Source organism: Rhodococcus sp. p52 (genome assembly GCF_000763325.2).
GTDB classification, from domain to species: domain Bacteria; phylum Actinomycetota; class Actinomycetes; order Mycobacteriales; family Mycobacteriaceae; genus Rhodococcus; species Rhodococcus pyridinivorans.
The window spans coordinates 3,281,111-3,304,485 of the sequence record NZ_CP016819.1; the positions used below are offsets into that span (position 1 = coordinate 3,281,111).

21 protein-coding genes are annotated in these 23,375 nt (G+C 68.9%); 15 read left to right on the forward strand and 6 right to left on the reverse strand.

Annotation, left to right across the window (positions count from 1 at the left end):
• Nucleotides 1–86: 86 nt before the first annotated feature.
• From tsf to IM25_RS15205, 5 genes are all read left to right on the forward strand, one after another.
• Nucleotides 87–911, forward strand: coding sequence for a translation elongation factor Ts (tsf, locus tag IM25_RS15185; protein WP_006550975.1), 825 nt, complete (start codon nucleotides 87–89; stop codon nucleotides 909–911).
• 197 nt (nucleotides 912–1,108) lie between these two features.
• On the forward strand, nucleotides 1,109–1,837 hold the full coding sequence (gene pyrH / locus IM25_RS15190) for a UMP kinase (protein ID WP_006550976.1): 729 nt from the start codon (nucleotides 1,109–1,111) through the stop codon (nucleotides 1,835–1,837).
• 28 nt (nucleotides 1,838–1,865) lie between these two features.
• Nucleotides 1,866–2,423 (forward strand): ribosome recycling factor, encoded by a 558-nt coding sequence (gene frr / locus IM25_RS15195; RefSeq protein ID WP_006550977.1) that lies wholly within the window; start codon nucleotides 1,866–1,868, stop codon nucleotides 2,421–2,423.
• 2 nt (nucleotides 2,424–2,425) lie between these two features.
• Entirely contained in the window at nucleotides 2,426–3,364 is a 939-nt protein-coding gene (locus IM25_RS15200; RefSeq protein WP_006550978.1) for a phosphatidate cytidylyltransferase, read from the forward strand.
• 7 nt (nucleotides 3,365–3,371) lie between these two features.
• Nucleotides 3,372–4,118, forward strand: coding sequence for a class I SAM-dependent methyltransferase (locus IM25_RS15205; RefSeq protein WP_065996152.1), 747 nt, complete (start codon nucleotides 3,372–3,374; stop codon nucleotides 4,116–4,118).
• Between the two features lie 12 nt (nucleotides 4,119–4,130).
• Here the strand turns inward: IM25_RS15205 and IM25_RS15210 are convergent, their stop codons facing one another.
• Nucleotides 4,131–4,964 (reverse strand): HpcH/HpaI aldolase/citrate lyase family protein, encoded by an 834-nt coding sequence (locus tag IM25_RS15210; RefSeq protein WP_033096509.1) that lies wholly within the window; start codon nucleotides 4,962–4,964, stop codon nucleotides 4,131–4,133.
• 137 nt (nucleotides 4,965–5,101) lie between these two features.
• Between IM25_RS15210 and rlmN the strand changes: the two genes are divergently transcribed.
• The gene (rlmN, locus tag IM25_RS15215) at nucleotides 5,102–6,211 is read left to right on the forward strand and encodes a 23S rRNA (adenine(2503)-C(2))-methyltransferase RlmN (RefSeq protein WP_006550981.1); all 1,110 of its coding nucleotides are present in this window, start codon (nucleotides 5,102–5,104) and stop codon (nucleotides 6,209–6,211) included.
• Nucleotides 6,212–6,277: 66 nt separating this feature from the next.
• On the opposite strand, the gene IM25_RS15220 is transcribed toward rlmN, so the two are convergent.
• Nucleotides 6,278–6,526, reverse strand: a complete 249-nt coding sequence (locus tag IM25_RS15220) for a DUF2631 domain-containing protein (protein WP_006550982.1) — start codon at nucleotides 6,524–6,526, stop codon at nucleotides 6,278–6,280.
• Between the two features lie 151 nt (nucleotides 6,527–6,677).
• Here IM25_RS15220 and dxr point away from each other — a divergent pair, with 151 nt between their 5' ends.
• The 5 genes from dxr to IM25_RS15245 all read left to right on the forward strand — a co-directional run bounded on the left by dxr (nucleotide 6,678) and on the right by IM25_RS15245 (nucleotide 13,087).
• Nucleotides 6,678–7,829, forward strand: a complete 1,152-nt coding sequence (gene dxr, locus IM25_RS15225; protein WP_033096510.1) for a 1-deoxy-D-xylulose-5-phosphate reductoisomerase — start codon at nucleotides 6,678–6,680, stop codon at nucleotides 7,827–7,829.
• A gap of 15 nt (nucleotides 7,830–7,844) precedes the next feature.
• On the forward strand, nucleotides 7,845–9,062 hold the full coding sequence (locus IM25_RS15230) for a M50 family metallopeptidase (RefSeq protein WP_065996153.1): 1,218 nt from the start codon (nucleotides 7,845–7,847) through the stop codon (nucleotides 9,060–9,062).
• A 45-nt stretch (nucleotides 9,063–9,107) separates the two neighbouring features.
• The gene (gene ispG, locus IM25_RS15235) at nucleotides 9,108–10,262 is read left to right on the forward strand and encodes a flavodoxin-dependent (E)-4-hydroxy-3-methylbut-2-enyl-diphosphate synthase (protein ID WP_024100645.1); all 1,155 of its coding nucleotides are present in this window, start codon (nucleotides 9,108–9,110) and stop codon (nucleotides 10,260–10,262) included.
• A 114-nt stretch (nucleotides 10,263–10,376) separates the two neighbouring features.
• The gene (locus IM25_RS15240) at nucleotides 10,377–11,213 is read left to right on the forward strand and encodes a GNAT family N-acetyltransferase (RefSeq protein ID WP_033096511.1); all 837 of its coding nucleotides are present in this window, start codon (nucleotides 10,377–10,379) and stop codon (nucleotides 11,211–11,213) included.
• Between the two features lie 32 nt (nucleotides 11,214–11,245).
• Nucleotides 11,246–13,087: a penicillin-binding transpeptidase domain-containing protein gene (locus tag IM25_RS15245; protein WP_183079142.1), complete on the forward strand. Its 1,842-nt coding sequence runs from the start codon at nucleotides 11,246–11,248 to the stop codon at nucleotides 13,085–13,087.
• A 2-nt stretch (nucleotides 13,088–13,089) separates the two neighbouring features.
• Here the strand turns inward: IM25_RS15245 and IM25_RS15250 are convergent, their stop codons facing one another.
• Both IM25_RS15250 and IM25_RS15255 read right to left on the reverse strand, forming a co-directional pair.
• A complete protein-coding gene (locus IM25_RS15250) occupies nucleotides 13,090–14,445 on the reverse strand; it encodes an APC family permease (protein ID WP_065996154.1) in 1,356 nt (451 codons plus the stop codon).
• Between the two features lie 49 nt (nucleotides 14,446–14,494).
• Nucleotides 14,495–15,358, reverse strand: coding sequence for a LuxR C-terminal-related transcriptional regulator (locus IM25_RS15255; protein ID WP_065996155.1), 864 nt, complete (start codon nucleotides 15,356–15,358; stop codon nucleotides 14,495–14,497).
• Between the two features lie 108 nt (nucleotides 15,359–15,466).
• Here IM25_RS15255 and IM25_RS15260 point away from each other — a divergent pair, with 108 nt between their 5' ends.
• The 3 genes from IM25_RS15260 (at nucleotide 15,467) to IM25_RS15270 (ending at nucleotide 19,086) form a co-directional block, all read left to right on the forward strand.
• Nucleotides 15,467–17,110, forward strand: a complete 1,644-nt coding sequence (locus tag IM25_RS15260) for an AMP-binding protein (RefSeq protein WP_019289131.1) — start codon at nucleotides 15,467–15,469, stop codon at nucleotides 17,108–17,110.
• Nucleotides 17,111–17,175: 65 nt separating this feature from the next.
• Nucleotides 17,176–18,033, forward strand: coding sequence for a type I methionyl aminopeptidase (map, locus tag IM25_RS15265; RefSeq protein ID WP_033096514.1), 858 nt, complete (start codon nucleotides 17,176–17,178; stop codon nucleotides 18,031–18,033).
• A 486-nt stretch (nucleotides 18,034–18,519) separates the two neighbouring features.
• Nucleotides 18,520–19,086 carry an alpha/beta fold hydrolase gene (locus IM25_RS15270; protein ID WP_024100650.1) on the forward strand — a complete coding sequence of 189 codons (567 nt, stop codon included), beginning with the start codon at nucleotides 18,520–18,522 and terminating at the stop codon, nucleotides 19,084–19,086.
• Nucleotides 19,087–19,161: 75 nt separating this feature from the next.
• Here IM25_RS15270 and mtr read toward each other — a convergent pair whose 3' ends face one another.
• Nucleotides 19,162–20,535, reverse strand: a complete 1,374-nt coding sequence (gene mtr / locus IM25_RS15275; protein WP_006554243.1) for a mycothione reductase — start codon at nucleotides 20,533–20,535, stop codon at nucleotides 19,162–19,164.
• On the reverse strand, nucleotides 20,532–21,602 hold the full coding sequence (locus IM25_RS15280) for an alpha/beta hydrolase (RefSeq protein ID WP_033096515.1): 1,071 nt from the start codon (nucleotides 21,600–21,602) through the stop codon (nucleotides 20,532–20,534). Before IM25_RS15280 ends, mtr begins: the two co-directional genes overlap by 4 nt.
• A 187-nt stretch (nucleotides 21,603–21,789) precedes the next feature.
• On the opposite strand from IM25_RS15280, the gene mqo reads away from it, so the two are divergent.
• Nucleotides 21,790–23,316: a malate dehydrogenase (quinone) gene (mqo, locus tag IM25_RS15285; protein ID WP_024100652.1), complete on the forward strand. Its 1,527-nt coding sequence runs from the start codon at nucleotides 21,790–21,792 to the stop codon at nucleotides 23,314–23,316.
• The last annotated feature ends 59 nt before the right edge of the window (nucleotides 23,317–23,375 follow it).

The following is a 23,375-nucleotide window of genomic DNA, read 5'->3' on the forward strand; positions in this document are numbered from 1 at the left end:
GGCCGTCGCATCGCGGCCCGAGCTCATCCGCGCGACAGGGCCGCCCCCAGAGACTTTTCCACCACAGACACAGGAGGCTCGCTTCCATGGCGAACTACACCGCCGCCGACGTCAAGCGTCTCCGTGAGCTCACCGGCTCCGGAATGCTGGACTGCAAGAACGCTCTCGCCGACAACGACGGCGACTTCGACAAGGCCGTCGAGCAGCTGCGCATCAAGGGTGCCAAGGACGTGGGCAAGCGCGCCGAGCGCTCCACCGCCGAAGGCCTCGTCGTCGCCAAGGACGGCGTTCTCGTCGAGCTGAACTCCGAGACCGACTTCGTCGCCAAGAACGACGAGTTCCAGGCTCTCGCCGACAAGGTCGTCACCGCTGCCGCACAGGCCCGCGCGAACGACGTCGAGGCGCTCAAGGCCGTCGAGGCCGACGGCAAGACCGTCGACGCCCTCGTCCAGGAGCTGTCCGCGAAGATCGGCGAGAAGCTCGAGCTGCGTCGCGTTGCCGCTTTCGACGGTCAGACCGCCGTCTACCTGCACAAGCGTGCTTCCGACCTGCCGCCGTCCGTCGGCGTGCTCGTCGAGTACACCGGTGAGGGCGACGCTGCTGCAGAGGCCGCTCGCGCTGCCGCCATGCAGATCGCCGCTCTGAAGGCCAAGTACGTCACCCGTGACGAGGTTCCCGAGGACATCGTCGCCAACGAGCGTCGTATCGCCGAGGAGACCGCCAAGGCCGAGGGCAAGCCGGAGCAGGCTCTGCCGAAGATCGTCGAAGGCCGCGTCAACGGCTACTTCAAGGATGTCGTCCTGCTCGAGCAGGCGTCCGTGACGGACTCGAAGAAGACCGTCAAGGCGATCCTCGACGAGGCCGGCGCGAACGTTGTCCGCTTCGTGCGTTTCGAGGTCGGCGCCAGCTAGTTCTTCCACTCCACGACCCCGTCGGTGCTGCTACCGGCGGGGTCGAGGTGTGTCGGGCCACGCCGCCTCGGGGCCCGGAGGCGCCCGCGCGTGCTGCGCGGTGACAGGTGTGGCGTGTCTATCCGCCCGATCTCGGTTCCCGCGAGCGGATGAGGCAGGATGATAAGGGCCGATTCATGCGCAACCAGAGGAGAGTCATGTCCGACCACGCCCACGATCGGCCCGGATTCCGCCGGGTACTGCTCAAGCTCGGCGGCGAGATGTTCGGCGGCGGCAAGGTCGGACTCGACCCGGACGTGGTGACGACGGTGGCCCAGCAGATCGCGGAGGTCGTGCGCGGTGGCGCCGAGGTCGCGGTCGTGATCGGTGGCGGCAACTTCTTCCGCGGCGCCGAACTCCAGCAGCGCGGTCTCGAACGCGCGCGATCCGACTACATGGGCATGCTCGGCACGGTCATGAACTCCCTTGCGCTGCAGGACTTCCTGGAGAAGGAAGGCATCGACACCCGCGTCCAGACCGCCATCACGATGGGGCAGGTCGCCGAGCCCTACCTGCCGCTGCGTGCGCGCCGCCACCTCGAGAAGGGGCGTGTGGTCATCTTCGGTGCCGGCATGGGCATGCCGTACTTCTCCACCGACACCACCGCCGCGCAGCGCGCACTCGAGATCGGCGCCGAGGTCGTCCTCATGGCGAAGGCCGTGGACGGTGTCTATTCCGACGATCCCCGCACGAACCCGGATGCGGTGCTGTTCGAGGAGATCACCCATCGCGAGGTCATCGAACAGGGCCTCAAGGTCGCCGACGCGACCGCCTTCAGCCTGTGCATGGACAACGCCATGCCGATCATGGTCTTCAATCTGCTGACCAAGGGCAATATCGCCCGAGCCATCGCCGGTGAGAAGATCGGAACACTCGTACGGTCATGAACGGACAACGGAACATGGAGGAACTGCCGTGATCGATGAAGCCCTCTTCGAAGCAGAAGAGAAGATGGAGAAGGCCGTCACGGTGGCCCGGGACGATCTGGGTGGCATCCGGACCGGCCGCGCGAACCCGGGCATGTTCAACCGCATCGTCGTCGACTACTACGGGGCTCCCACGCCGATCACGCAGATCGCCAGCATCAATGTTCCCGAGGCGCGCATGGTCATCGTCAAGCCGTACGAGGCCTCGCAGCTGAACGCGATCGAGACCGCCATCCGCAACTCCGATCTCGGTGTCAATCCCACCAACGACGGCAACATCATCCGCATCTCGGTCCCGCAGCTCACCGAGGAGCGTCGCCGCGAACTCGTCAAGCAGGCAAAGGCCAAGGGCGAGGACGCCAAGGTCGCCGTGCGCAACGTCCGCCGCAAGGCGATGGAGGAACTCGGCCGCATCCAGAAGGAGGGCGAGGCCGGCGAGGACGATGTGAACCGCGCCGAGAAGGAACTCGACAAGACGACCGCCAAGTACGTCGGTCAGATCGACGAGTTGATCAAGCACAAGGAAGCCGAACTGATGGAGGTCTGACAGTGGGTCGAGCCGACGGGTCCTCCGACCCGCAGCTTCCACTCGGTGCCGGAGCCGACTCCGGTGCCACCCCTGCAGACCCGGCACCGGCCCCCGACCCTGCGTCGGAGCCGGTGAAGAAACCCTCACGGGCGGGACGCGACCTGCCGGCCGCCTTCGCGGTCGGCGGGGGGCTGGGTGCGCTCGTCATCGGGATCCTGCTGTTCGCCCCGAAGGCGTGGCTCGCCGTCGTCGCGATCGCCATCGGCATCGCGACCTGGGAGGTCACCAAGCGTCTGCGTGAAGCCGACGTGCTCGTCCCCAGACTGCCGCTGCTGGCCGGTGGTCAGGCGATGATCTGGCTCGGGTGGCCGTACGGCACAACGGGTGTGCTCGGCGCGTTCGCGGGCACGGTCGTCGTGACGATGCTGTGGCGCCTGTTCGACCACGGTCTCGTCGCGCAGCCACGCAACTACCTGCGCGATACCGCTGTCGCGGTCTTCGTCGCCGCCTGGTTGCCGCTGCTGGCGTCGTTCGCGACCCTCATGGTCCTCGAGGATCAGGGCGCGCAGCGCGTGTTCTGCCTGATGCTCGTGTGCGTGGCGTCGGACATCGGTGGCTACGCAGCGGGCGTGCTCTTCGGTAAGCACCCGATGGTGCCGGCGATCAGCCCGAAGAAGTCCTGGGAGGGATTCGGCGGGTCGCTCGTGGCGTGCGTCGCCGTCGGCGTCCTCACGGTCATGCTTCTGCTCGACGGCCCGTGGTGGGTCGGTGTGATCCTCGGTGCGGTGCTCGTGTTCACGGCGACGGCCGGAGATCTGATCGAGTCGCAGGTCAAACGCGACCTCGGTATCAAGGACATGGGCACCTTGCTGCCCGGTCACGGCGGCATCATGGACCGGCTCGACTCGATCCTGCCGTCGGCCTTCGTCACCTGGCTGATCCTCACGGCCTTCGTGTAGTCGGCCGATGGTGCGTCCGTCGAAGCTTCGTGCGCCGAAGTCGGGAAGTGGTGTGATCGCCAGCCCCAACATCTGGCACTGGCCCGAGGTGTACGAGGAGGAGAACCGCGCGCAGGACCCCCGCGGCGCCGTGTACGCGGCGCTGCGGGAGGCCGCGGACTGGATCGGCCGCCACGTCGTCGACGTCGGGTGCGGTTCGGGTTTCCACCTTCCGATGTTCGCGTCCGACGCACGCACGGTGACCGGAATCGAGCCGCCCCCGCCGCTGGTCGCCGCGGCCCGCACCCGCGTGAAAGGTCTTCCGTCGGTCACCGTGACGGAAGGCTCCGCCGCGGACATGCCGCTGCCTGACGCCTCGGTCGATCTCGTCCACGCCCGCACCGCCTACTTCTTCGGCCCCGGGTGCGGCGCCGGAATCCTCGAGGCCATGCGGGTGCTGCGTCCCGGCGGGGCGCTCGCCGTCGTCGACCTCGACGCCACCGCCCATCCCTACGGCGACTGGATGCGCGACGACCTCCCGCACTACGACCCGGCCGCGGTCGAGGCGTTCTTCGAGGCGCAGGGATTCGATCTGCGCCGCATCGACACGCTGTGGGAGTTCCCGGACCGCGCGACCCTCGAGCGGGTGCTCGGCATCGAGTTCGCACCCCGCGTCGCGACCCGGGCGATCCGGGAGACACCCGGCACGACGCTCACCGTCCGCTACCGGCTGCACGTGCGCCGCAGACCCATCGGCGGCCTGGAACTGAGCTGAGACCGGTCAGCGCTACCGGCCGATACCGAACATCCGCGCCAGCTCGGTGATCTTCTTCGCCTTCGCGAGGTTCGGCAGGTCGCTGCCGTCGCGGACGTTGCGCCCGTCCTCACCGAGCTTGTCGATGATGCCTTCCGCCCAGTCCACGTCCGTGCTGTTCGGGCTCAGAGCCACGTTCACGTACGACGCGCGTTCGCCGGTCATGCACAACTTGCCGGTCATCCCCATCGAGCGCGTCAGCTCGGCCTCACGTTCGAGGACCTCGGGGTCGTCGCTGAGTGTGGGTCCGTCGATGGGTCCCGGCAGGCGCGCGGCGCGGCTTGTGATGACCAACCGGGATCTCGCGTACGCCATCGCCATCGGGCTGTCGCTCATGCCGGTGTCGCGCCGGAAGTCGCCGCTGCCGAAGACCAGGCGGAAGGTGCCCTCCGCGCGGGCGATCTCGGGAGCCGCCTCGAGACCCATCGCCGACTCGATCAACACGAGGATGCGCGTGCCCTCCGGCAGCAGGTCGGCGGTGGCCTCGACCTGGTGACCGCTCTCCGCCTTCGCGAGCATGACGCCCTGCAGGCCCGATAGGCCGGCGAGCGCGGCGAGATCGTCGGCCCAGAACGACGTGGTGGCGTCGTTGACCCGCACCCAGGCCTTCCCACCCTCGCGCAGCCACGCCACGATGCCGTCGCGAGCGGCGGGTTTGGCCGCGGCGGGTACGGCATCCTCGAGGTCGAGCACCACCGCATCGGCGGGCGAGTCGGCGGCGGCGTCGAAGAGATCGGGGGAGCGGCCCGGAACGAGCAACCACGAGCGTGCGACTTCGGGAGCGACGAGACCGGTCATGATGTCCATGCTCCCGTATTCCCCCTCCGCGCCCGGGTGACTCGGCGTGAGGGAGACCGAGCGGTGACACCGGCACAGGAATGGGGGGCGAGTATCACAGCGACACCGCGACCCATCCGTCCCGGATCATGGGACAATGGGTGATTATGGCTTCTTCTCTGCCCCTGGTCTTCGATGCGCCCAAGCGTGGTCTTCCGCCGCGCCATCTTGCCGACCTCGACGCAGATCAGCGTCGTGATGCGGTGCGCGAACTGGGGCTTCCGGCCTTTCGTGCCGACCAGCTCGCCCGCCAGTACTACGGACGGCTCGAGGCGGATCCGGCGAAGATGACCGATCTTCCCGCCGCCGTCCGCGACAAGGTGGGGGAGTCGCTGTTCCCGCCTCTGCTCAGCGCGGTCAAGCACATCGCGTGCGACGGAGGGGAGACCCGCAAGACGTTGTGGCGCGCGCACGACGGCACCCTTCTCGAGAGCGTCCTCATGCGCTATCCCGACCGCGCCACGCTGTGCATCTCCAGCCAGGCGGGGTGCGGCATGGCGTGCCCGTTCTGCGCGACAGGCCAGGGCGGTCTCGACCGCAACCTGTCGACGGCCGAGATCGTCGACCAGGTGCGCGCGGCTGCCGCTGCCCTGCGCGACGGTGACGTCGCCGGCGGACCGGGACGGCTGTCGAACGTCGTGTTCATGGGCATGGGGGAGCCGCTCGCGAACTACAAGCGCGTGGTCGCGGCGGTGCGCCGCATCACCTCACCTGCCCCCGAAGGGCTCGGCCTGTCGCAGCGCTCGGTCACCGTCTCCACCGTGGGACTCGCACCGGCCATCCGGCGCCTCGCCGACGAAGGTCTGAGCGTCACCCTCGCGGTGTCGCTGCACACCCCGGACGACGAACTGCGCGACACCCTCGTCCCCGTCAACAACAGGTGGCCGGTCGCCGAGGTTCTCGAGGCGGCGCGATACTACGCCGACAAGACCGGCCGGCGCGTCTCGATCGAGTACGCCCTCATCCGCGACGTCAACGACCAGCCGTGGCGCGCCGACATGCTCGGCAAGAAGCTCCACAAGGCGCTCGGGTCGCTCGTGCACGTCAACTTGATCCCACTGAACCCCACACCGGGCAGCGAGTGGGACGCCAGCCCGAAGGACGTCGAACGCGAGTTCGTGCGGCGCGTGCAGGCCCAGGGCGTGTCGTGCACCGTGCGCGACACGCGTGGCCAGGAGATCGCGGCAGCCTGCGGGCAGCTCGCCGCCGAAGGCTGAGGCGGCACCGAATACACGACGGGGCCCGTCCGGAGAATTCCGGACGGGCCCCGAACGTTCGTGGAACTAGCGCAGACGGCGCCGGCGCACCGCGTCGCGCGCGACGATGAACACGAGCAGGGCCGCCGAGCCGATCAGGTACAGGCTCTCCACGTGTCCTTCGTGGTTGCCGATGAGCATCAGCAGCAGGAACGCCGCGACGATCAGGGCCATGACGCGGAAGAACCTGGGGGCTTCCCCGCTCCAACCCCACTCGGCGGACGGCACTTCCGCCGCCACATCACCACGAGTGGACTGCAACTCGGTACCGGCCACGGTTTCCTCCTGCTCACCAGATGCTGCTGTTGCTGCTTATCGTGACATACGACCCCGCGTCGTACGAAGCGGGGCATGCGTGCGGTGCGTTCCGACGGGTGGAAGCCGGGCGGTTCAGGAACCGTTCAGGTGCGTGGGGAACAATGCTCGCGTGGCCGAGACTCGATCTTCTTCCCGCACCCGGGTGCTCCTGCTGGGCAGTACCGGTTCCATCGGTACCCAGGCACTCGACGTGATCGCCGCCAATCCCGACGACTTCGAAGTCGTCGGTCTCGCCGCGGGCGGAGGCAAGACGGACCTACTCGCCGAACAGATCCGCGCGACCGGCGTCCGCGAGGTCGCCGTGGCCGATCCCGACGCCGCCGCCCGGCTCGACCTGCCGGTCCGGAGCGGCCCGGCCGCCGTCACCGAACTCGTGCGTGAGGTCGGCGCGGACGTCGTGCTCAACGCCCTCGTCGGCTCCCTCGGTCTCGAACCGACCCTCGCGGCGCTCGGCACCGGCGCGCGACTCGCATTGGCGAACAAGGAGTCGCTGGTCGCGGGCGGGTCGCTCGTCACGAAGGCGGCGGGGCCGGGCCAGATCGTGCCCGTCGACTCGGAGCACTCCGCGCTGGCGCAGTGCCTGCGTGGCGGCAGCGGCGACGAGGTGGCGCGTCTCGTGCTCACCGCCTCGGGCGGTCCGTTCCGCGGCTGGACCGCCGATCGCCTCGAATCGGTGACGCCCGAACAGGCCGGCGCCCACCCCACCTGGTCGATGGGGCCGATGAACACCCTCAACTCGGCGACCCTCGTCAACAAGGGACTCGAACTCATCGAGACCCACCTGCTCTTCGGTGTGGACTACGACCGGATCGACGTGACGGTGCACCCGCAGTCGATCGTGCACTCGATGGTCACCTTCGTCGACGGATCGACCCTTGCCCAGGCATCGCCGCCGTCGATGAAGCTGCCGATCGCGCTGGCCCTCGGCTGGCCGCACCGCGTCCCGCACGCCGCCCCGGCACTCGACTTCTCGACCGCGTCCACCTGGGAGTTCGAACCCCTCGACGACGACGTCTTCCCCGCCGTGCGGCTCGCGCGCCAAGCGGGCGTGGGCGGCGGATGCCTCACCGCCGTCTACAACGCGGCCAACGAGGTCGCTGCCGAGGCCTTCCTCGCGGGGACGCTGTCGTTCCCGCGGATCGTGCAGACCGTCGAGGCCGTGCTGAACGACGCACACGAGTGGTCCGCCGAACCCAGTACCGTGGACGACGTGCTCGCCGCCGACGGCTGGGCCCGCGACCGGGCGCGCACACTCGTATAGGAGGATCGGCCACTCATGATGTTCGTACTGGGCGTGGTGGTGTTCGCCCTCGGCATCGCCGTCTCCATCGCCCTGCACGAGGCCGGCCACATGTGGACGGCGCAGAAGCTGGGCATGAAGGTCCGGCGCTATTACATCGGGTTCGGTCCCCGTGTGTTCGCCTTCCGCCGCGGGGAGACCGAATACGGTCTCAAAGCGGTTCCGGCCGGCGGGGTCTGCGACATCGCCGGCATGACGGCCCTGGACGAACTCGCACCCGACGAGGTCGAGCGCGCGATGTACAAGCAGAAGACGTGGAAGCGTCTCGTCGTGATGTCGGGTGGCATCGCGATGAACTTCCTCCTCGGCATCGTGCTCATCTACGGCCTCGCTGCCAGCGCGGGACTGCCCAACACCGACAACCGTGCGGTGGTCGGCACCGTCGGCTGTGCCGCGCCGACCCAGGACGGGCCGCCCGACTACACCCCGGCCGACTGCTCGGGTCCCGGCCCGGCCGAGCAGGCCGGCATCGAACCGGGGGACGTGATCGTCGCCGTGGACGGGCAGTCCGTCGAGACCTTCGACGACCTCGTCCGGGCCACGCAGCCCCTGTCGGGCACCGTACCGTTCACCGTCGAGCGTGGTGACGAGACCCTCACCGTGCCCGTCACGGTCCAGCAGGTCCAGCGCTGGGTCTACGAGAGCGAGTCGCTCGACGCCGAACCCGTCTCCCGCACCGTCGGTGCGATCGGGGTCGGGGGAGAGCCGGGCATCATCGAGTACACGCCGCTCTCGGCGATCCCCGCGACCTTCGACTTCACCGGTTACCTGGCGGTCCGCACGGCCGAGGCCCTCGTGAGCCTGCCGAGTAAGGTCGCCGACCTGTGGACGGCCGTCACCGGGGGAGAGCGCGCGGTCGACACCCCGGTCAGTGTCGTGGGCGCCAGTGTCATCGGCGGCCAGTTCGCCGAGCGCGGCATCTGGGAGTCGTTCGTGTTGTTGCTCGCTCAGCTGAACTTCTTCCTCGGTGCGTTCAACCTCCTCCCGTTGCTGCCGCTCGACGGTGGGCACATGGCCGTCGCGATCTACGAGAAGGCCCGCAACTGGCTGCGCGGCCTGCGCGGACTGCCGGTCGGCCCTCCCGTGGACTACATGAAACTGCTGCCGCTGACCTATGTGGCGGTGGTCATCGGTGGCGCCTACATGGTGCTCACCCTTACAGCAGACATCGTCAACCCCATCAAGCTGTTCTGATCTGCGCCGGTAGACTTGCCGAGTAGCGACGAAAGAAGGCGAACTGTGACCAGCCCCGTCGGATTGGGCATGCCCGAAATTCCTGCGGTCCTCGCACCCCGACGCAAGACCCGCCAGCTCATGGTCGGAAATGTCGGCGTCGGCAGCGATCATCCGGTGTCCGTGCAGTCGATGACCACCACGAAGACGCACGACGTGAACGCCACCCTCCAGCAGATCGCGGAGCTCACGGCGTCCGGCTGCGACATCGTGCGTGTCGCGTGCCCGCGTCAGGAGGACGCCGACGCACTCCCGATCATCGCGAAGAAGAGCAAGATCCCGGTGATCGCCGACATCCACTTCCAGCCGCGGTACATCTTCGCCGCGATCGACGCCGGTTGCGCGGCCGTGCGCGTCAATCCCGGCAACATCAAGGAGTTCGACGGTCGCGTCAAGGAGGTCGCCAAGGCGGCCGGAGACGCCGGGATCCCCATCCGGATCGGCGTCAACGCCGGCTCCCTCGACCCCCGGCTCCTCGCCAAGTACGGCAAGGCCACCCCGGAGGCGCTCGTCGAGTCCGCCCTGTGGGAGGCGAGCCTGTTCGAGGAACACGGCTTCGGCGACATCAAGATCTCCGTCAAGCACAACGACCCCGTCGTGATGGTCGAGGCCTACCGGCAGCTCGCCGCGCAGTGCGACTACCCGCTGCACCTCGGTGTGACCGAGGCCGGCCCCGCCTTCCAGGGCACCATCAAGTCGGCCGTCGCCTTCGGTGCGCTGCTGAGCGAGGGCATCGGCGACACCATCCGCGTGTCCCTGTCGGCGCCGCCCGCCGAGGAGATCAAGGTCGGCACGCAGATCCTGCAGTCGCTGAACCTGCGTCCCCGCAAACTCGAGATCGTCTCGTGCCCGTCCTGCGGGCGTGCCCAGGTGGACGTCTACTCCCTCGCCAACGAGGTCACCGCCGGACTCGAGGGCATGGAGGTGCCGCTGCGGGTTGCGGTGATGGGTTGCGTCGTCAACGGACCCGGTGAGGCTCGTGAGGCGGACCTCGGTGTGGCCTCCGGAAACGGCAAGGGCCAGATCTTCGTCAAGGGCAAGGTCATCAAGACCGTGCCCGAGGCGCAGATCGTCGAGACCCTCATCGAGGAAGCGATGCGCATCGCCGACGAGATGGACGGCAACGACTCGGGCGGCGGCCCCGTGGTGTCGGTCGGCTGATACGGGTGGGGCGCACGGGACGGCGTTCTCTCACTTTCGAGGACTCAGGTTTCCACGCCGCCGTCCGGCATGGCACTCTGATCTCGTATCGGCTTCTCGACGGGTGGTGAGCGAGTGCTCAAGCTTCTGGGCGTCCGGTCGTTGGGCGGACGTGACACCGCCGAGGTGCTCCGGGTGCTCTCCCGCGACCCCGTGGCCGCGTGCATGGTGGCCGGCCGCGTCGAGGAGTACGGACTCGACGGGCGTGCCGTCGGCGGCGAGATGTGGAGCCGCGGAGGCCCCGAGACCTCGCTGTGCTTCTCCGGCGCGAACCTCATTCCGCTGCTGGGCAGTCCGGACGACATCCAGGCGTTCGCCGAGCGCGCGAGTCGCGGGCCGCGACTGTGTTCGTCCATCGTCGGTCGCGCCGAGTACGCGCTGCCGATGTGGGAGCGGCTCGAATCGGTGTGGGGCGCTCCCCGCGAGGTGAGGGCCGAACAACCCCTGCTCGTTCTCGACCGCGAGCCGCTCGTCGAGCCCGACCCGCAGGTCCGTCCCGTGCGGCCCGACGAACTCGATGTCTATCTGCCGGCCGCGATCTCGATGTTCATCGAGGAGGTCGGCATCGACCCGCGCACCGGCGACGGCGGTGCGGGTTACCGGCGCCGCGTCGCGAGCCTGATCGCGGCGGGACGCGCCTGGGCGCGGTTCGAGGACGGACAGGTCGTGTTCAAGGCGGAGGTGGGTTCGCAGTCGTCCACGGTGGGCCAGATCCAGGGCGTCTGGGTCGATCCCGCGCATCGTGGCTCGGGCCTCGGCACGATCGGCACGGCCGCCGTGGCCTGCGCGGTCGCTCGCAGTGGTCGCCTGCCCAGCCTCTACGTCAACAGCTTCAACGCCCCGGCTCGTGGAGCCTACGCCCGCGCGGGTTTCCGTCAGGTCGCGACGTTCTCCACGGTGCTGCTCGACTGATTTCCCGTCGGCTCTGCCTACGATGACGGGCGATGAGACCTCGAAGTTCCACCCCGGCATCCCCGTACGCACGCGCACTCCGGATCGGCGCTGTGTGGTCGGCGGCCGTCGTGCTCCTCGGCCTGGCCGTCGCGTGCACGCCGCGGCCGGCCGGGCCGGAGGCCGCCGCCCAGGCGTTTCTCGACTCGTTCGCCGCGCAGGACGTCGCGTCGGCGGCGGATCGCACCGACCGCCCCGACGACGCGGCCGTCGCGATGCAGGAGGTCCTGGACGGGCTTCAAGCCGAATCCCTCATCGCCACAACGACATCCACCCGGATCAGCGGCGACTCCGCGACCGTGGGCTACAGCTACGAGTGGCACCTGCCGAAGGAACGGGTATGGCAGTACACCGGTGAGCTCAACATGGGGCGCAGCGGGAACGACTGGATCGTGCGGTGGGCGAAGTCCGCGCTGCACCCGCAGCTCGGCGAACGGCAGACCATGCAGCTCCGCAGCAGCCCGGCGCCGCGTGCCCGGGTCAACGAGCACGCAGGCAGCGACATCCTCGTCCCCGGCACGGTCTACGGCATCGCCTTCGACGCCGCGCAGACCACCGACGTCGCCGGCGCCGCACGACAGCTCGCGTCGACGTTGTCGGAGTTCGATTCCTCGCTCACGGCGCAGGCGATCGCGGAATCGGTGACGGCCTCCTCCGGGCCGCGCTCGGTGATGCGTCTGCGCGAGGACGACTACGAGCGCGTCGCCCCACGTCTCGCCGGGATCGACGGTGTCGTGGTGACCGAGCAGGCCGACCTCGTCGCGACCGATCGCAACTTCGCGCCGGATCTCGTGGGTCAGATCAAGAAGACCGTCATCGACGAGGTCGACGGCACGGCCGGGTGGAGCGTCGTCGTGGTGAACCAGTACGGCGTGGACACCGGGGTGCTCACCGAGACGCCGCCGCAACCGGTGCCGTCGTTCTCGGTCAGTCTCGACCGTCCCCTCCAGCTCGCGGCCCAGGCGGCCGTCGATGCCCGCACCGAGCAGGCGATGACGGTCGTGATCGAGGCGTCCACGGGTGCGGTGCTGGCGGTGGCCCAGAACAAGGCCGCCGACCGGGACGGCCCGGTCGCGCTGGCCGGCCAGTACCCGCCGGGCTCGACGTTCAAGATCGTCACCTCGGGTGCGGCGATCGCCGAGGGGAGCGCGACCCCGAACACGATGGTGCCGTGCCCGGGCCGCATCACGATCGGTGAGCGCAGCGTGCCGAACTACAACGAGTTCGAGCTCGGGACGGTCTCTCTCGCTACCGCTTTCGCCCGATCCTGCAACACCTCCTTCGCCAAGCTCGCCTCCGAGATGGCCCCGGACGCGCTGACCGTCGCCGCTTCGCAGTTCGGTATCGGTGTGGACTACGAGGTGGTCGGGATGCCGACCTTCACCGGTTCGGTTCCGCCCGCGGAGGATCTCGTCGAACGGACCGAGGACGGCTTCGGTCAGGGCAAGGTGGTCGTGAGCCCGTTCGGGATGGCGCTCACCGCGGCGACGGTCGCCGCCGGCCGTACCCCGGTGCCCTATCTCATCGCGGGTCGCGAGACCGTTGTGAGCGGTTCGCCGCCGCCGGTGACGCCGGAGATGGTGGAGGGTCTGCGCGAGATGATGCGCCTGGTGATCACGAGCGGTACCGCCGACCGCATCCGGGACCAGGGCGACGTCTACGGCAAGACCGGCGAGGCCGAGGTCGAGGGCGGGTCGCACTCGTGGTTCGTCGGTTACCGCGGTGATCTGGCGTTCGCGACGCTCGTCGTGCGCGGCGGCAGCTCCGACAATGCGGTCGCGGTCACCCGCGACATGTTCGCCGCCCTGCCGCCGGAATACGACGAGGGAGCCTGAGCTCAGGTCGTACTCGCGGGCCGACCGTCGCGCCGGCCCGCGAGTCGCGTCACCAGCCACAGCACCACACCGATCCCGAGCAGCACCCCGGCCGTCCGGTACTGGGTCACGGGCCGGTCGACCCACGGCAGGACGAGGAACAGGCAACTGGCCGCCCCGAGCACCGGAAGGATCGTCGGCGCGCGGAAGTGCCGGTGCTCCACGTGGTCCCGGCGCAGGACCAGGGCGGCGACGTTGACGATCGCGAACACCCCCAGCAGGAGCAGCGCCGTCGTCCCTCCGAGTTCGGGCACCCCGCCGACGAAGACGACGAGACCGACCGCGAGCAGCGTCGTGAACGCGATCGCGACATAGGGCGTGCGGCGCGTGGGGTGCCCCCGCCCCAGGACGGCGGGCAGGACGTCCTCGCGGGCGATGCCGTAGACCAGCCGGCTCGCCATCAGCATGTTGATCAGCGCGGTGTTGGCCACCGCGAACATCGTGACGAAGGCGAAGATCCCGACCGGGAACGCCGGCGCGCCGACCTCGACCACCCGCAGCAAGGGCGTCTCGCCCGCCCCGAGCTCCTCGGGCGCGACGAGCGCGATCGCGGTGATCGAAACGAGCACGTACACCAACGCGGCGAGACCCAGGCCGAGCAGCAGCATCCGGGGGAAGATCCGGGTGGGCTCCTTGCACTCCTCGGCCATGTTCACCGAATCCTCGAACCCCACCATCGCGAAGAAGGCCAGGGCCGTCCCTGCGACCACCGCGGAGAAGACGGACCGGTCGCCGGGATCGATCTCGACCACACGCGAGAAGTCCCCGCCGCCGAAACCCAACGCCCACATGCCGATCGCGACGATGATGAGCAGGCCGCCCAACTCGACCATCGTGAGCACCACGTTGGTCTTCACGCTCTCGCCGACCCCGCGGAAGTTGATCACCGCCAGGACGAGGACGAAGACCAGCGCGATCACGGTGATCCCGGCCGTGCCGGTCAGGTCGAGGCCGAAGGCCTCGGCGAAGTTCGCGGCGAACGCCCGCGCAGCAGTGGCGGCAGAGGTGATGCCCGAGGACATCACGGCGAAGGCCACCAGGAAGGTCAGGAAATGCACGCCGAACGCCTTGTGCGTGTAGAGCGCCGCTCCGGCCGCCCGCGGATACTTCGTGACCAGCTCCAGATAGCTGAACGCGGTCACCGTCGCGACGGCGAACGCGACGAGGAACGGCAGCCACACCACGCCGCCGACCTCGTTCGCGACCTCCCCGGTGAGGGCATAGATGCCGGTGCCCAGGATGTCGCCGATGACGAACAGCAGGAGCAGACCCGGTCCGAGGACGCGGACGAGCTGGGGTGAGTCGGTCGTCTCGGCCACCGCAGGCCCCCTTCCGCACCCTGTCCGCCGATGGGGGACCGGCCGGATATCAGGGCAGCAGACCCGATTTTCGCGCGGCGACGACGGCCTCGTGGCGGGAATGGACGTCGAGCTTGCTCATGGCGCTGCGCAGGTAGCTCTTGACCGTCTCGGCACCGACCGACAGGCGCTGGGCGATCTCGGCGTTGCTGCACCCCAGCGCCACATGGGACAGCACGTCGGTCTCGCGCGGGGACAGCACGACGTCCGTCGGTTCCGGTTCCGTTCCGTCGAGCACCCCGGCGAGACGGTCGGACAACGAGCGGAGCTTCTCCTGCAGCGCCGGATCGGTCGTACCCTGCGCGAGCACCCGCAGCTCGGCGTGGACCTCGCGGACCTGCGCGGTCGCGACGGGATCGCGGTCGCCGGACGACCGCTCGAGCATCGCAAGTCGCCGATCGACCTCGTCGCGCACCTCGATCTCGTGCGCGAGACGTGCGGCCGCCTGCGCGAACGCCGTCACCGCCCGATCACCGACCGGCGCGCACTCGCGCGCGGCGCCGTACAACACCGCGCGGGCCTTGCCCTCGACGAGTACCGGCACGGCGAGGATGGACCGCAATCCCTCGTACAGAACGGGACGGTCGAAGTGGTGCGTGATCGACGCAGAGCGACCGTAGTCCGACACCGTCACCACCCGCGACTCCGCGAGGACGCGACCGCCGAGACCGGCCCGCGGAGGCACCACGACCCCCGCCAGGCTGTTGGTGCGGGGGCCGAAGAATTCGCTGAGCTGCAGCGATCCCTGCTGGACCTCGCCGGCGAAGACCACCGGCAACTGTGCCTGCGCCGCGGTGCGGCGGAGTTCACCGCGCAGGGCATCACCGTCACGGGGACGCAGCAGCGCCGACGAGGAGGACGACACGAACGCCACCCCTTTCCGGGGGTATCGGGGAACATGGTGTGACTCGAATCATAGACGTCGAACGGGTGTGCTCCACAGATCAGGAACACCCTGGCCGGTACGGACGAAAGGACCACAATGGGCGACACAGCGAGCCGCGTGCGGACACTGCTCGAGCGGTACGACACGGCAGACGCCTGCGCAGCCCGACTGCTGTGCGACGACCATCCCGCCGACGCGGTGGCGTTCACCGTCGTCGACGCGGACCTGAGCTCCACCGATCTCACCTACGGCGAGCTCCGCGAACGGTCGATCCGCTTCGCCGCGGCGCTGGCGGATCTCGGTGTCGAACCCGGCGACCACGTCGCGACGCTCATGGGCAAGTCGGCAGACCTGGTGGTCGCGGTTCTCGGTATCTGGCGTCGCGGCGCCGTGCACGTGCCGCTCTTCACCGCCTTCGCCCCGCCGGCGATCGCCTTCCGGCTCGACGCGAGCGGCACCAAGGTGGTCGTGGCCGATCGTGATCAGGCCGGCAAGCTCGCCGCCGGATCGGATCTTCCCGCCGAGGTGCCGTGGCAGGTCGTCGTGGCCGGTGAGGGAGACGCCGACGCGTCCGGGCGTGGGGCCCGCGACTTCGGCGAGCTGGTCGCCGCGCAGTCGGCCGACGACCCGCGTGGCGAGGCCGTCGCCGTCGGCGCCGAGGGGCGCCTGGTCCAGCTGTTCACCTCCGGCACGACCGGCACTCCCAAGGGTGTTCCCGTCCCGGTGAAGGCGCTGGCGTCCTTCCACGCCTACCTGGAGTTCGGCCTCGACGTGCGCAAGGACGACGTCTTCTGGAACGCGGCCGATCCGGGATGGGCGTACGGGCTCTACTACGCGCTACTAGGGCCGCTCGCGGCCGGTCGGCGCAGCCTCCTGCTGCACGCCGGTTTCTCGCCCGCGCTCACCTGGCAGATCCTCGACACCTTCGGGGTGACCAACTTCGCGGCGGCCCCGACGGTCTACCGCAGCCTCAAGGCCGACACCGCCGAGCACCCGCCGGTGCGGCTGCGTCGTGCCTCCTCGGCCGGTGAGCCGCTGACCCCGGACGTCCTCGAGTGGTCGAAGGAGACCCTCGGTGTCGTGGTGCGCGACCAGTACGGACAGACCGAACACGGCATGTTCGTCGTCGACGCGTGGGCGGACGAGCTGCGCGAGGACACCCCGGCGCGTTCGATGGGCAAGCCGCTGCCGGGCTGGAGCTGCGCGGTGCTGCGCGAGGACAGCGACGAGATCGCCGAGCCCGGTGAGGTCGGACGCGTCGCGATCGACGTGCACGCGAGCCCGCTCGTGTGGTTCACCGGCTACGTCGACGCACCCGAGAAGACCGCCGACCGGTTCAGCGAGGACGGCCGCTGGTACCTGACCGGCGACGCCGGCAAGGTCGACGAGAACGGCTTCTTCTTCTTCTCGTCCCGCGATGACGACGTGATCATCATGGCCGGTTACCGCATCGGCCCGTTCGACGTCGAGTCGGTGCTCGTGATGCACCCCGACGTGATCGAGGCTGCCGTGGTGGGTCTGCCGGACGAACTGCGGGGGGAGGTCCTCGAGGCGTTCGTGGTGCTGCGGGAGGGTGTCGAGGGCGACGACGCGGTCGAGGCGGAGCTGCAAAAGCTCGTGAAGCAGAAGTACGCCGCCCACGCCTACCCGCGCGCGGTGCACTTCGTGCCGCACCTGCCCAAGACGCCGAGCGGCAAGGTCCAGCGCTTCAAGCTGCGCCAGGCGGGCGCTGTGGGCTGATCGGCGCACGACGGCCCGATCGGTGGATGACAGGGGAGCGGGGCGCGGCGGCTAATCTGGAAGTCATGGCTACCCGCGCTCCGCTCGTCCCCGGCACTCCGACTCCCGTCCGGGAGGTGCCCGCATCGATCGAACGGCCGGAGTACGTGTGGAAGCCCACGGCGAAGGAAGGCAACGAGCCGTGGGTGCAGACACCCGAGACGATCGAGAAGATGCGACTCGCGTCGAAGATCGCCGCACAGGCCCTCGTCGAGGCCGGTAAGGCTGTCGCGCCGGGCGTGACCACCGACGAGATCGACCGCGTCGCGCACGAGTACATGTGCGACCACCGCGCCTACCCGTCGACCCTCGGCTACCGCGGCTTCACCAAGTCGTGCTGCACCTCGCTCAACGAGGTCATCTGCCATGGCATCCCCGACTCGACCGTCGTCGAGGACGGCGACATCGTCAACATCGACGTCACCGCCTACATCGACGGCGTCCACGGCGACACCAACGCCACCTTCCTGGCCGGCGACGTCTCCGAGGACGTCCGCCTGCTCGTCGATCGCACCCGCGAGGCCACGATGCGCGGCATCAAGGCGGTCAAGCCGGGCCGGGCCCTCAACGTCATCGGCCGGGTCATCGAGTCCTACGCCAACCGCTTCGGCTACGGCGTCGTCCGCGACTTCACCGGCCATGGTATCGGCGAGACCTTCCACAACGGCCTGGTGATCCTGCACTACGACCGGCCCGACATCGACACGATCATCGAGCCCGGCATGGTGTTCACCATCGAACCGATGATCAACCTCGGTACGCCCGACTACGAGATCTGGGACGACGGCTGGACGGTCGTCACCAAGGACCGCAAGTGGACCGCGCAGTTCGAGCACACCATCGTCGTCACCGACACCGGCGCCGAGATCCTCACCCTGCCGTGACCTCCGCTCGCTGAGCGAGCACGGAGTTCGGCCCCGACCCGGAAAGGGTCGGGGCCGAACCTGTTCCGGAAGGCGGCCGGCCTGGGGTGCCGCGTTGCGGGCGACCTGTCAGGTCGCGCCCACGCACACCGCGGCCACCAGCAGGGGGAGCACCACAGGGTCGTCGTCGGCGACGCGTCGACGATCCACGACCACAGCGACGACCACGACCGGGTCCACGTGACGAGGGTCGCGGCGAGACCGCCGATGACGACGACAGACGCGGCGGCCGTCAGCAGACCCGTTGCGCGCCAACGGTGCTGGATTGCCCCGACGAGCATCGACAGCGCAACGATCAGGAGCATGGTGGCGAAGAAGCCCAGGAACTGCACCACGGAACTGTCGGTGACGAAACGCAGGATCCCGAACCTCCGCATGTCCACTCCCCAGCCCGTCGTCGATACGGCAAGAGGCGGAGCACGGACTGCGGCCATGTAGCGTTTGCCCATGGAATCGAGGACGGTGACCACGCCCGGTGGGGACGTGCAGGTTCGGATCGGCGGCCCCGAAAGTCGTTACACGGTGCTGCTCTTCCCCGACGCGGGGGAGGACGCAGGTGTGTACGACGTCGTGTGCGAGCGGCTGCACACGTCCGACCTGCGGACGATCGTGGTCGAGAAGATCGACGGACTCGCGCCCGCCGACGTGTTCGCCCTACTGGACGCCCTCGCCCTGCCCTGGGTTCATCTGGCGGGCAGCGGCGCGGGAGCCGAACTGGCCTGGGCCGTCGCCGCAGGACGCTTCGGACGCTTCGCGAGCCTGGTGGTCGCCGACCGCGGCCATCCCGCGGTCGCGGATCGTGACGGCACGGTGCGCGACGCGTCGGCGCCGCCCGCGGAGGTGCCCACCACGATCGTCGTGGGCGATGCCTCGCGTCGACCCGAAGCGGACGCATCGATGCGCTACGTGACGGGAGAGTTCCGGGTGGTCGAACTCGCCGGGGTCGCCAACGTGCCCGCCGAGGCGCCCACCGACTTCGCGTCCGCGATCGCGCTGCGCACCGGAAGCTGGTGAGACGCGTGTGGCCTGCGGCCCGGAGAGGGCAGCAGGCCACACGGCGCTGGTGAAGGTGCTCGGAGACCCCGAAGTTCAGAGACCCAGCAGGGCGTTCTCGACGAGTTCGGGCAGCGCGGGGTGGATCCAGTACTGCCCGGTCGCCATCTCCCGCGCGGGCAGACCGAACGACATGGCCTGGATGAGCGGCTGGATGACCGTCGACGCCTGGGCCCCGATGATGTGGGCGCCGAGCAGCAGACCCGTCGACCGATCGGCGATCAGCTTGCAGAAACCTTCGGTGTCCTCCATGGCCCAGCCGTAGGCGACGTTGCCGTAATCCTGGATCTTGACGGAGATGTCGAATCCCACCTCCCGGGCCTCGGCCTCGGTGAGACCGACCGACGCGATCTGCGGATCGGTGAACACCGCGGAGGGGACGTAGCGGTGGTCCGTCCGCTGCAGACCCGTGGTGTCGCCGCTCCACGCGTCGTGCAACAGGTTGTGCTGGACGACCCGCGCCTCGTGGTTGGCCACGTGCTTGAGCTGGTAGGGCGACGACACGTCGCCGAGGGCGAACACCCCCGCCGCGGACGTGCGCTGGAACTCGTCGACCACGATCCGGCCCTTCGCATCGAGTTCGATGCCGGCCGCCGCGGCGTCGAGCAGGTCACCGTTGGGCTGCCGACCTGTCGCGACGAGCAGGGCGTCGCCGCTCACGACGGTGCCGTCGGCGAGTTCGACCTCCACGCCGTCGCCGACCGGACGGAACGCCCGGGCCGGATTGGCGAGGTGGACGTCCCACTTGGCCGCGGCGAGCGCCGTGAACCGCTCGGAGACGTCGGCGTCGAGGTGCCGCAGTAGACGGTCGGTCCGCGCGATCACCGACACCCGCGTGCCGAGCGCCGAGAAGACGTGGGCGAACTCCATCGCGATGAAACCCGTCCCGAGGATTACGAGGGACTCGGGCAGTTTAGGCAACCGCATGATGCCGTCGCTCGTGTGATATCTCACACCGGAATCGAGTACCTCCTGCGGGATCGCGGGCCGCGAACCGGCCGCGACGACCACCTGGTCCGCGGTGATCACCTCACCGGTTCCGGTGTCGATGCGGCGCTCGCCGACGAACCGCGCGTGACCGTCGTAGACGGTGACGTTCGCGCAGTCCTCGCGGCGGTAGCGCTCGCCGCCCGCAGCGATGGGATCGATGCGACCGAAGACCCGGTCGACGATGTCGTTCCACCGCACTCCGTCGATCGACGCGTCGACGCCGTACTTCGCCGCGGTGCGGACCGTGTGGGCGACCTCCGCGGCGTAGACGTACATCTTCGTGGGGATGCAGCCCACGTTGAGGCAGGTGCCCCCGAAGGTGCCTTCTTCGAGGAGAGCGACGCGCTTCCCGTCGTACCGCTCGTCGAGGATCGAATTCCCCGATCCTGTGCCGATGATCGCGAGGTCGTAGTGGGTCACGCGTGCTCTCCCGTGAGTCGGTGCAGTACGGAAACGGTGGCGGAGTCGTCGGAGTCGTCGGCCTCGGTTCGGGAACCGGAGGTGTCCGCCTCGTCCGCTCCGTCCAACCATTCCAGCCACAAGTCCAATTCCCGGAAGGCCTCCGCCAGGGGACCGGGTGTGGACAGGAACACGTCGTGACGGGCACCGTCGATCGGCACGATCGTCGTGCGGTTGCCGAGGCATCCCGCCCATCGGGCTATCTGGCGGACGTCGAGGACCGCGTCGACGGTGTCGACGCTCGCGTCGTACCGCGGAGCGAAGCGCGAGGCACCGGACCGCAGGATCAGCGACGGCACCCCGATGTCGAGCCCGCGGTGCAGGACGGCCTGGCCCCGCCGCACGGCACGTAACCAGCCGAAGCGGACGGGGAACCCGGTCAACGGCTTCCAGTCGAGGTCGTAGCGCCAGCCGTCGCACTGCAGGCTGCGGCCGTAGGCCTCGGTCTTCGGCAGCGGTATGAGCGCGCGCGGGCGGAGGCGGCCGATGATGTCGACGGCCGCCGTGCCGACATTGCGCAGGTAGGACGGTCCCTGCAGGTCGAACCACGGACTGTTCAGGACGAGACCCACGATGCCCGCTGCGGCAACCCCGCCGGGCCGGCGACGGAGACGGTCGAGCCACAACGGCAGGACGAGCCCGCCCGTCGAGTGGGCCGCCAGCAGCACACCGCCACCGACCTCCTCGCGCACCACGCGCAGCGCCTCGTCGAGTTCGGCGTCGTAGTGGGAGAGATCGGTGACGAAGTGAGGGGTGTGCCCGGGTGCCCGCGAACGACCGCACTTGCGCAGGTCCAGCGCGAAGAAGCGGTAACCGCGCGCCGCGAAGTGCTCGGCGAGGTGCTGCTGGAAGAAGTAATCGGTGAAGCCGTGGACGTAGAGCACCGCCCGGTCGGGGAGATCGGTAGACGGAGGCTGGTAGCGCACCAGGGTCGCCGAGATCTCGCCTTCGCCGTCGGGGTCGATGCCCAGCGGCAGTTCGAGCTGTTCGTAGCCGTCTCCGAGGACGTCAGGACGCCAAGTAGTCACTATCACACCCTAGGTGTGTTCGCCGACCACCGCTCATGGGTACACAATGAGGTGAAATGAAACGCCGGACCACGCGCGGGTAACCTGTCGGTCGCATTCGCGCGCCGCGTTGACGGGACACCCACGCGAGACGGTACCTCCGTACTTCGGCGGCGCGTGCGAACCAGACAAGGAAGTCGATTTCCCAGTGTCAGAGAACGTAGTAGCGAAAACCGATGTAGTGCTCGTGGGCGCGGGCATCATGAGCGCAACCCTCGGTGCGTTGTTGCGTCAGGTGCAGCCCGACTGGTCGATCACCGCGTTCGAGCGCCTCGACGCCGCGGCCGCCGAGAGCAGCGACCCCTGGAACAACGCCGGTACGGGCCACTCCGCGCTGTGTGAGCTCAACTACACTCCTGAGAAGCCGGACGGTTCGGTCGACATCGCGAAGGCCGTCAACGTCAACGAGCAGTTCCAGGTCTCGCGCCAGTTCTGGGCGTACGCCGTCGACAACGGCATTCTGTCCGACCCCAAGAACTTCATCAATCCGGTTCCGCACGTCAGCTTCGTACACGGCGCCGAGAACGTGAAGTACCTGCGTGCCCGCTACGACGCCCTTGCCGGCCATCCCCTCTTCGAGGGCATGGAGTACACCGAGAGCCCCGAGGTCTTCACCGAGCGTCTGCCGCTCATGGGCAAGGGCCGCGACTTCTCCGACCCGGTTGCCCTGAATTGGACGCAGACCGGCACCGACATCGACTTCGGTGCCCTCACCAAGCAGCTCATCAACCACGTCGCGGCCTCCGGCGGCACCGTCTTCTTCGGCCACGACGTCACCGACGTGTCCAAGCAGTCCGATGGCAGCTGGATCGTGAAGGTCCGCAACCGCCGCACCGGCGAGTCGCGCAAGGTCCAGGCGAAGTTCGTCTTCGTCGGCGCCGGCGGCGGCGCGCTGCACCTGCTGCAGAAGTCGGGCATCAAGGAGATCAAGGGCTTCGGTGGCTTCCCCGTCTCCGGTGCCTTCCTGCGCTGCACCAATCCCGAGGTCATCGCGCAGCACAGCGCCAAGGTCTACGGCAAGGCCGCGGTCGGTGCCCCTCCGATGTCGGTGCCGCACCTCGACACCCGCGTCATCGGCGGCAAGCAGGGTCTACTCTTCGGTCCCTACGCCGGCTGGTCGCCCAAGTTCCTCAAACAGGGCGGCATCATGGACCTGCCCAAGTCCGTCAAGCCCGGAAACCTGATGTCGATGCTCGGCGTCGGCGTCACCGAGCTCGGCCTGGTCAAGTACCTCGTCGGTGAGCTCATGCAGTCGCCCGCCGACCGCATCGGCACCCTCGCCGAGTTCGTGCCCGAGGCGCGCCTCGAGGACTGGGAGCTCATCGTCGCCGGCCAGCGTGTGCAGGTCATCCGCCGCAAGGGTGCGGGCGGTGTCCTCGAGTTCGGTACCGCCGTGGTCAACGCGGGTGACGGTTCGATCGCCGGTCTGCTCGGTGCGTCGCCGGGTGCCTCGACGGCCGTTCCGGCCATGCTCGACGTCCTCGAGCGCTGCTTCCCGCAGCAGTGGGCGGGCTGGCAGTCCAAGCTCCGCGAAATGGTCCCGTCGCTCGGTCTGAAGCTGTCCGACAACCCCGACCTGTTCCGCCAGGTATGGGACCACAGCACGAAGTCGCTGCAGCTCGACGTCGTCTCCGACACCGTGGCCGAGGCACCCGCAGAGGCCGCCGCGGTCTGATCCGATCACTGCACCTGTGGCCCGGGGCGATGCCCGGGCCACAGGTGTCCCGAAGGTGG

Excerpts from the sequence above, each read along its gene's own strand:
- tsf (WP_006550975.1), top strand. The coding sequence starts at position 87 with ATGGCGAACTACACCGCCGCCGACGTCAAGCGTCTCCGTGAGCTCACC.
- pyrH (WP_006550976.1), top strand. The coding sequence starts at position 1,109 with ATGTCCGACCACGCCCACGATCGGCCCGGATTCCGCCGGGTACTGCTC.
- IM25_RS15205 (WP_065996152.1), top strand. The coding sequence starts at position 3,372 with ATGGTGCGTCCGTCGAAGCTTCGTGCGCCGAAGTCGGGAAGTGGTGTG.
- IM25_RS15210 (WP_033096509.1), bottom strand. The coding sequence starts at position 4,964 with ATGGACATCATGACCGGTCTCGTCGCTCCCGAAGTCGCACGCTCGTGG.
- rlmN (WP_006550981.1), top strand. The coding sequence starts at position 5,102 with ATGGCTTCTTCTCTGCCCCTGGTCTTCGATGCGCCCAAGCGTGGTCTT.
- IM25_RS15230 (WP_065996153.1), top strand. The coding sequence starts at position 7,845 with ATGATGTTCGTACTGGGCGTGGTGGTGTTCGCCCTCGGCATCGCCGTC.
- IM25_RS15245 (WP_183079142.1), top strand. The coding sequence starts at position 11,246 with ATGAGACCTCGAAGTTCCACCCCGGCATCCCCGTACGCACGCGCACTC.
- IM25_RS15260 (WP_019289131.1), top strand. The coding sequence starts at position 15,467 with ATGGGCGACACAGCGAGCCGCGTGCGGACACTGCTCGAGCGGTACGAC.
- map (WP_033096514.1), top strand. The coding sequence starts at position 17,176 with ATGGCTACCCGCGCTCCGCTCGTCCCCGGCACTCCGACTCCCGTCCGG.
- IM25_RS15270 (WP_024100650.1), top strand. The coding sequence starts at position 18,520 with ATGGAATCGAGGACGGTGACCACGCCCGGTGGGGACGTGCAGGTTCGG.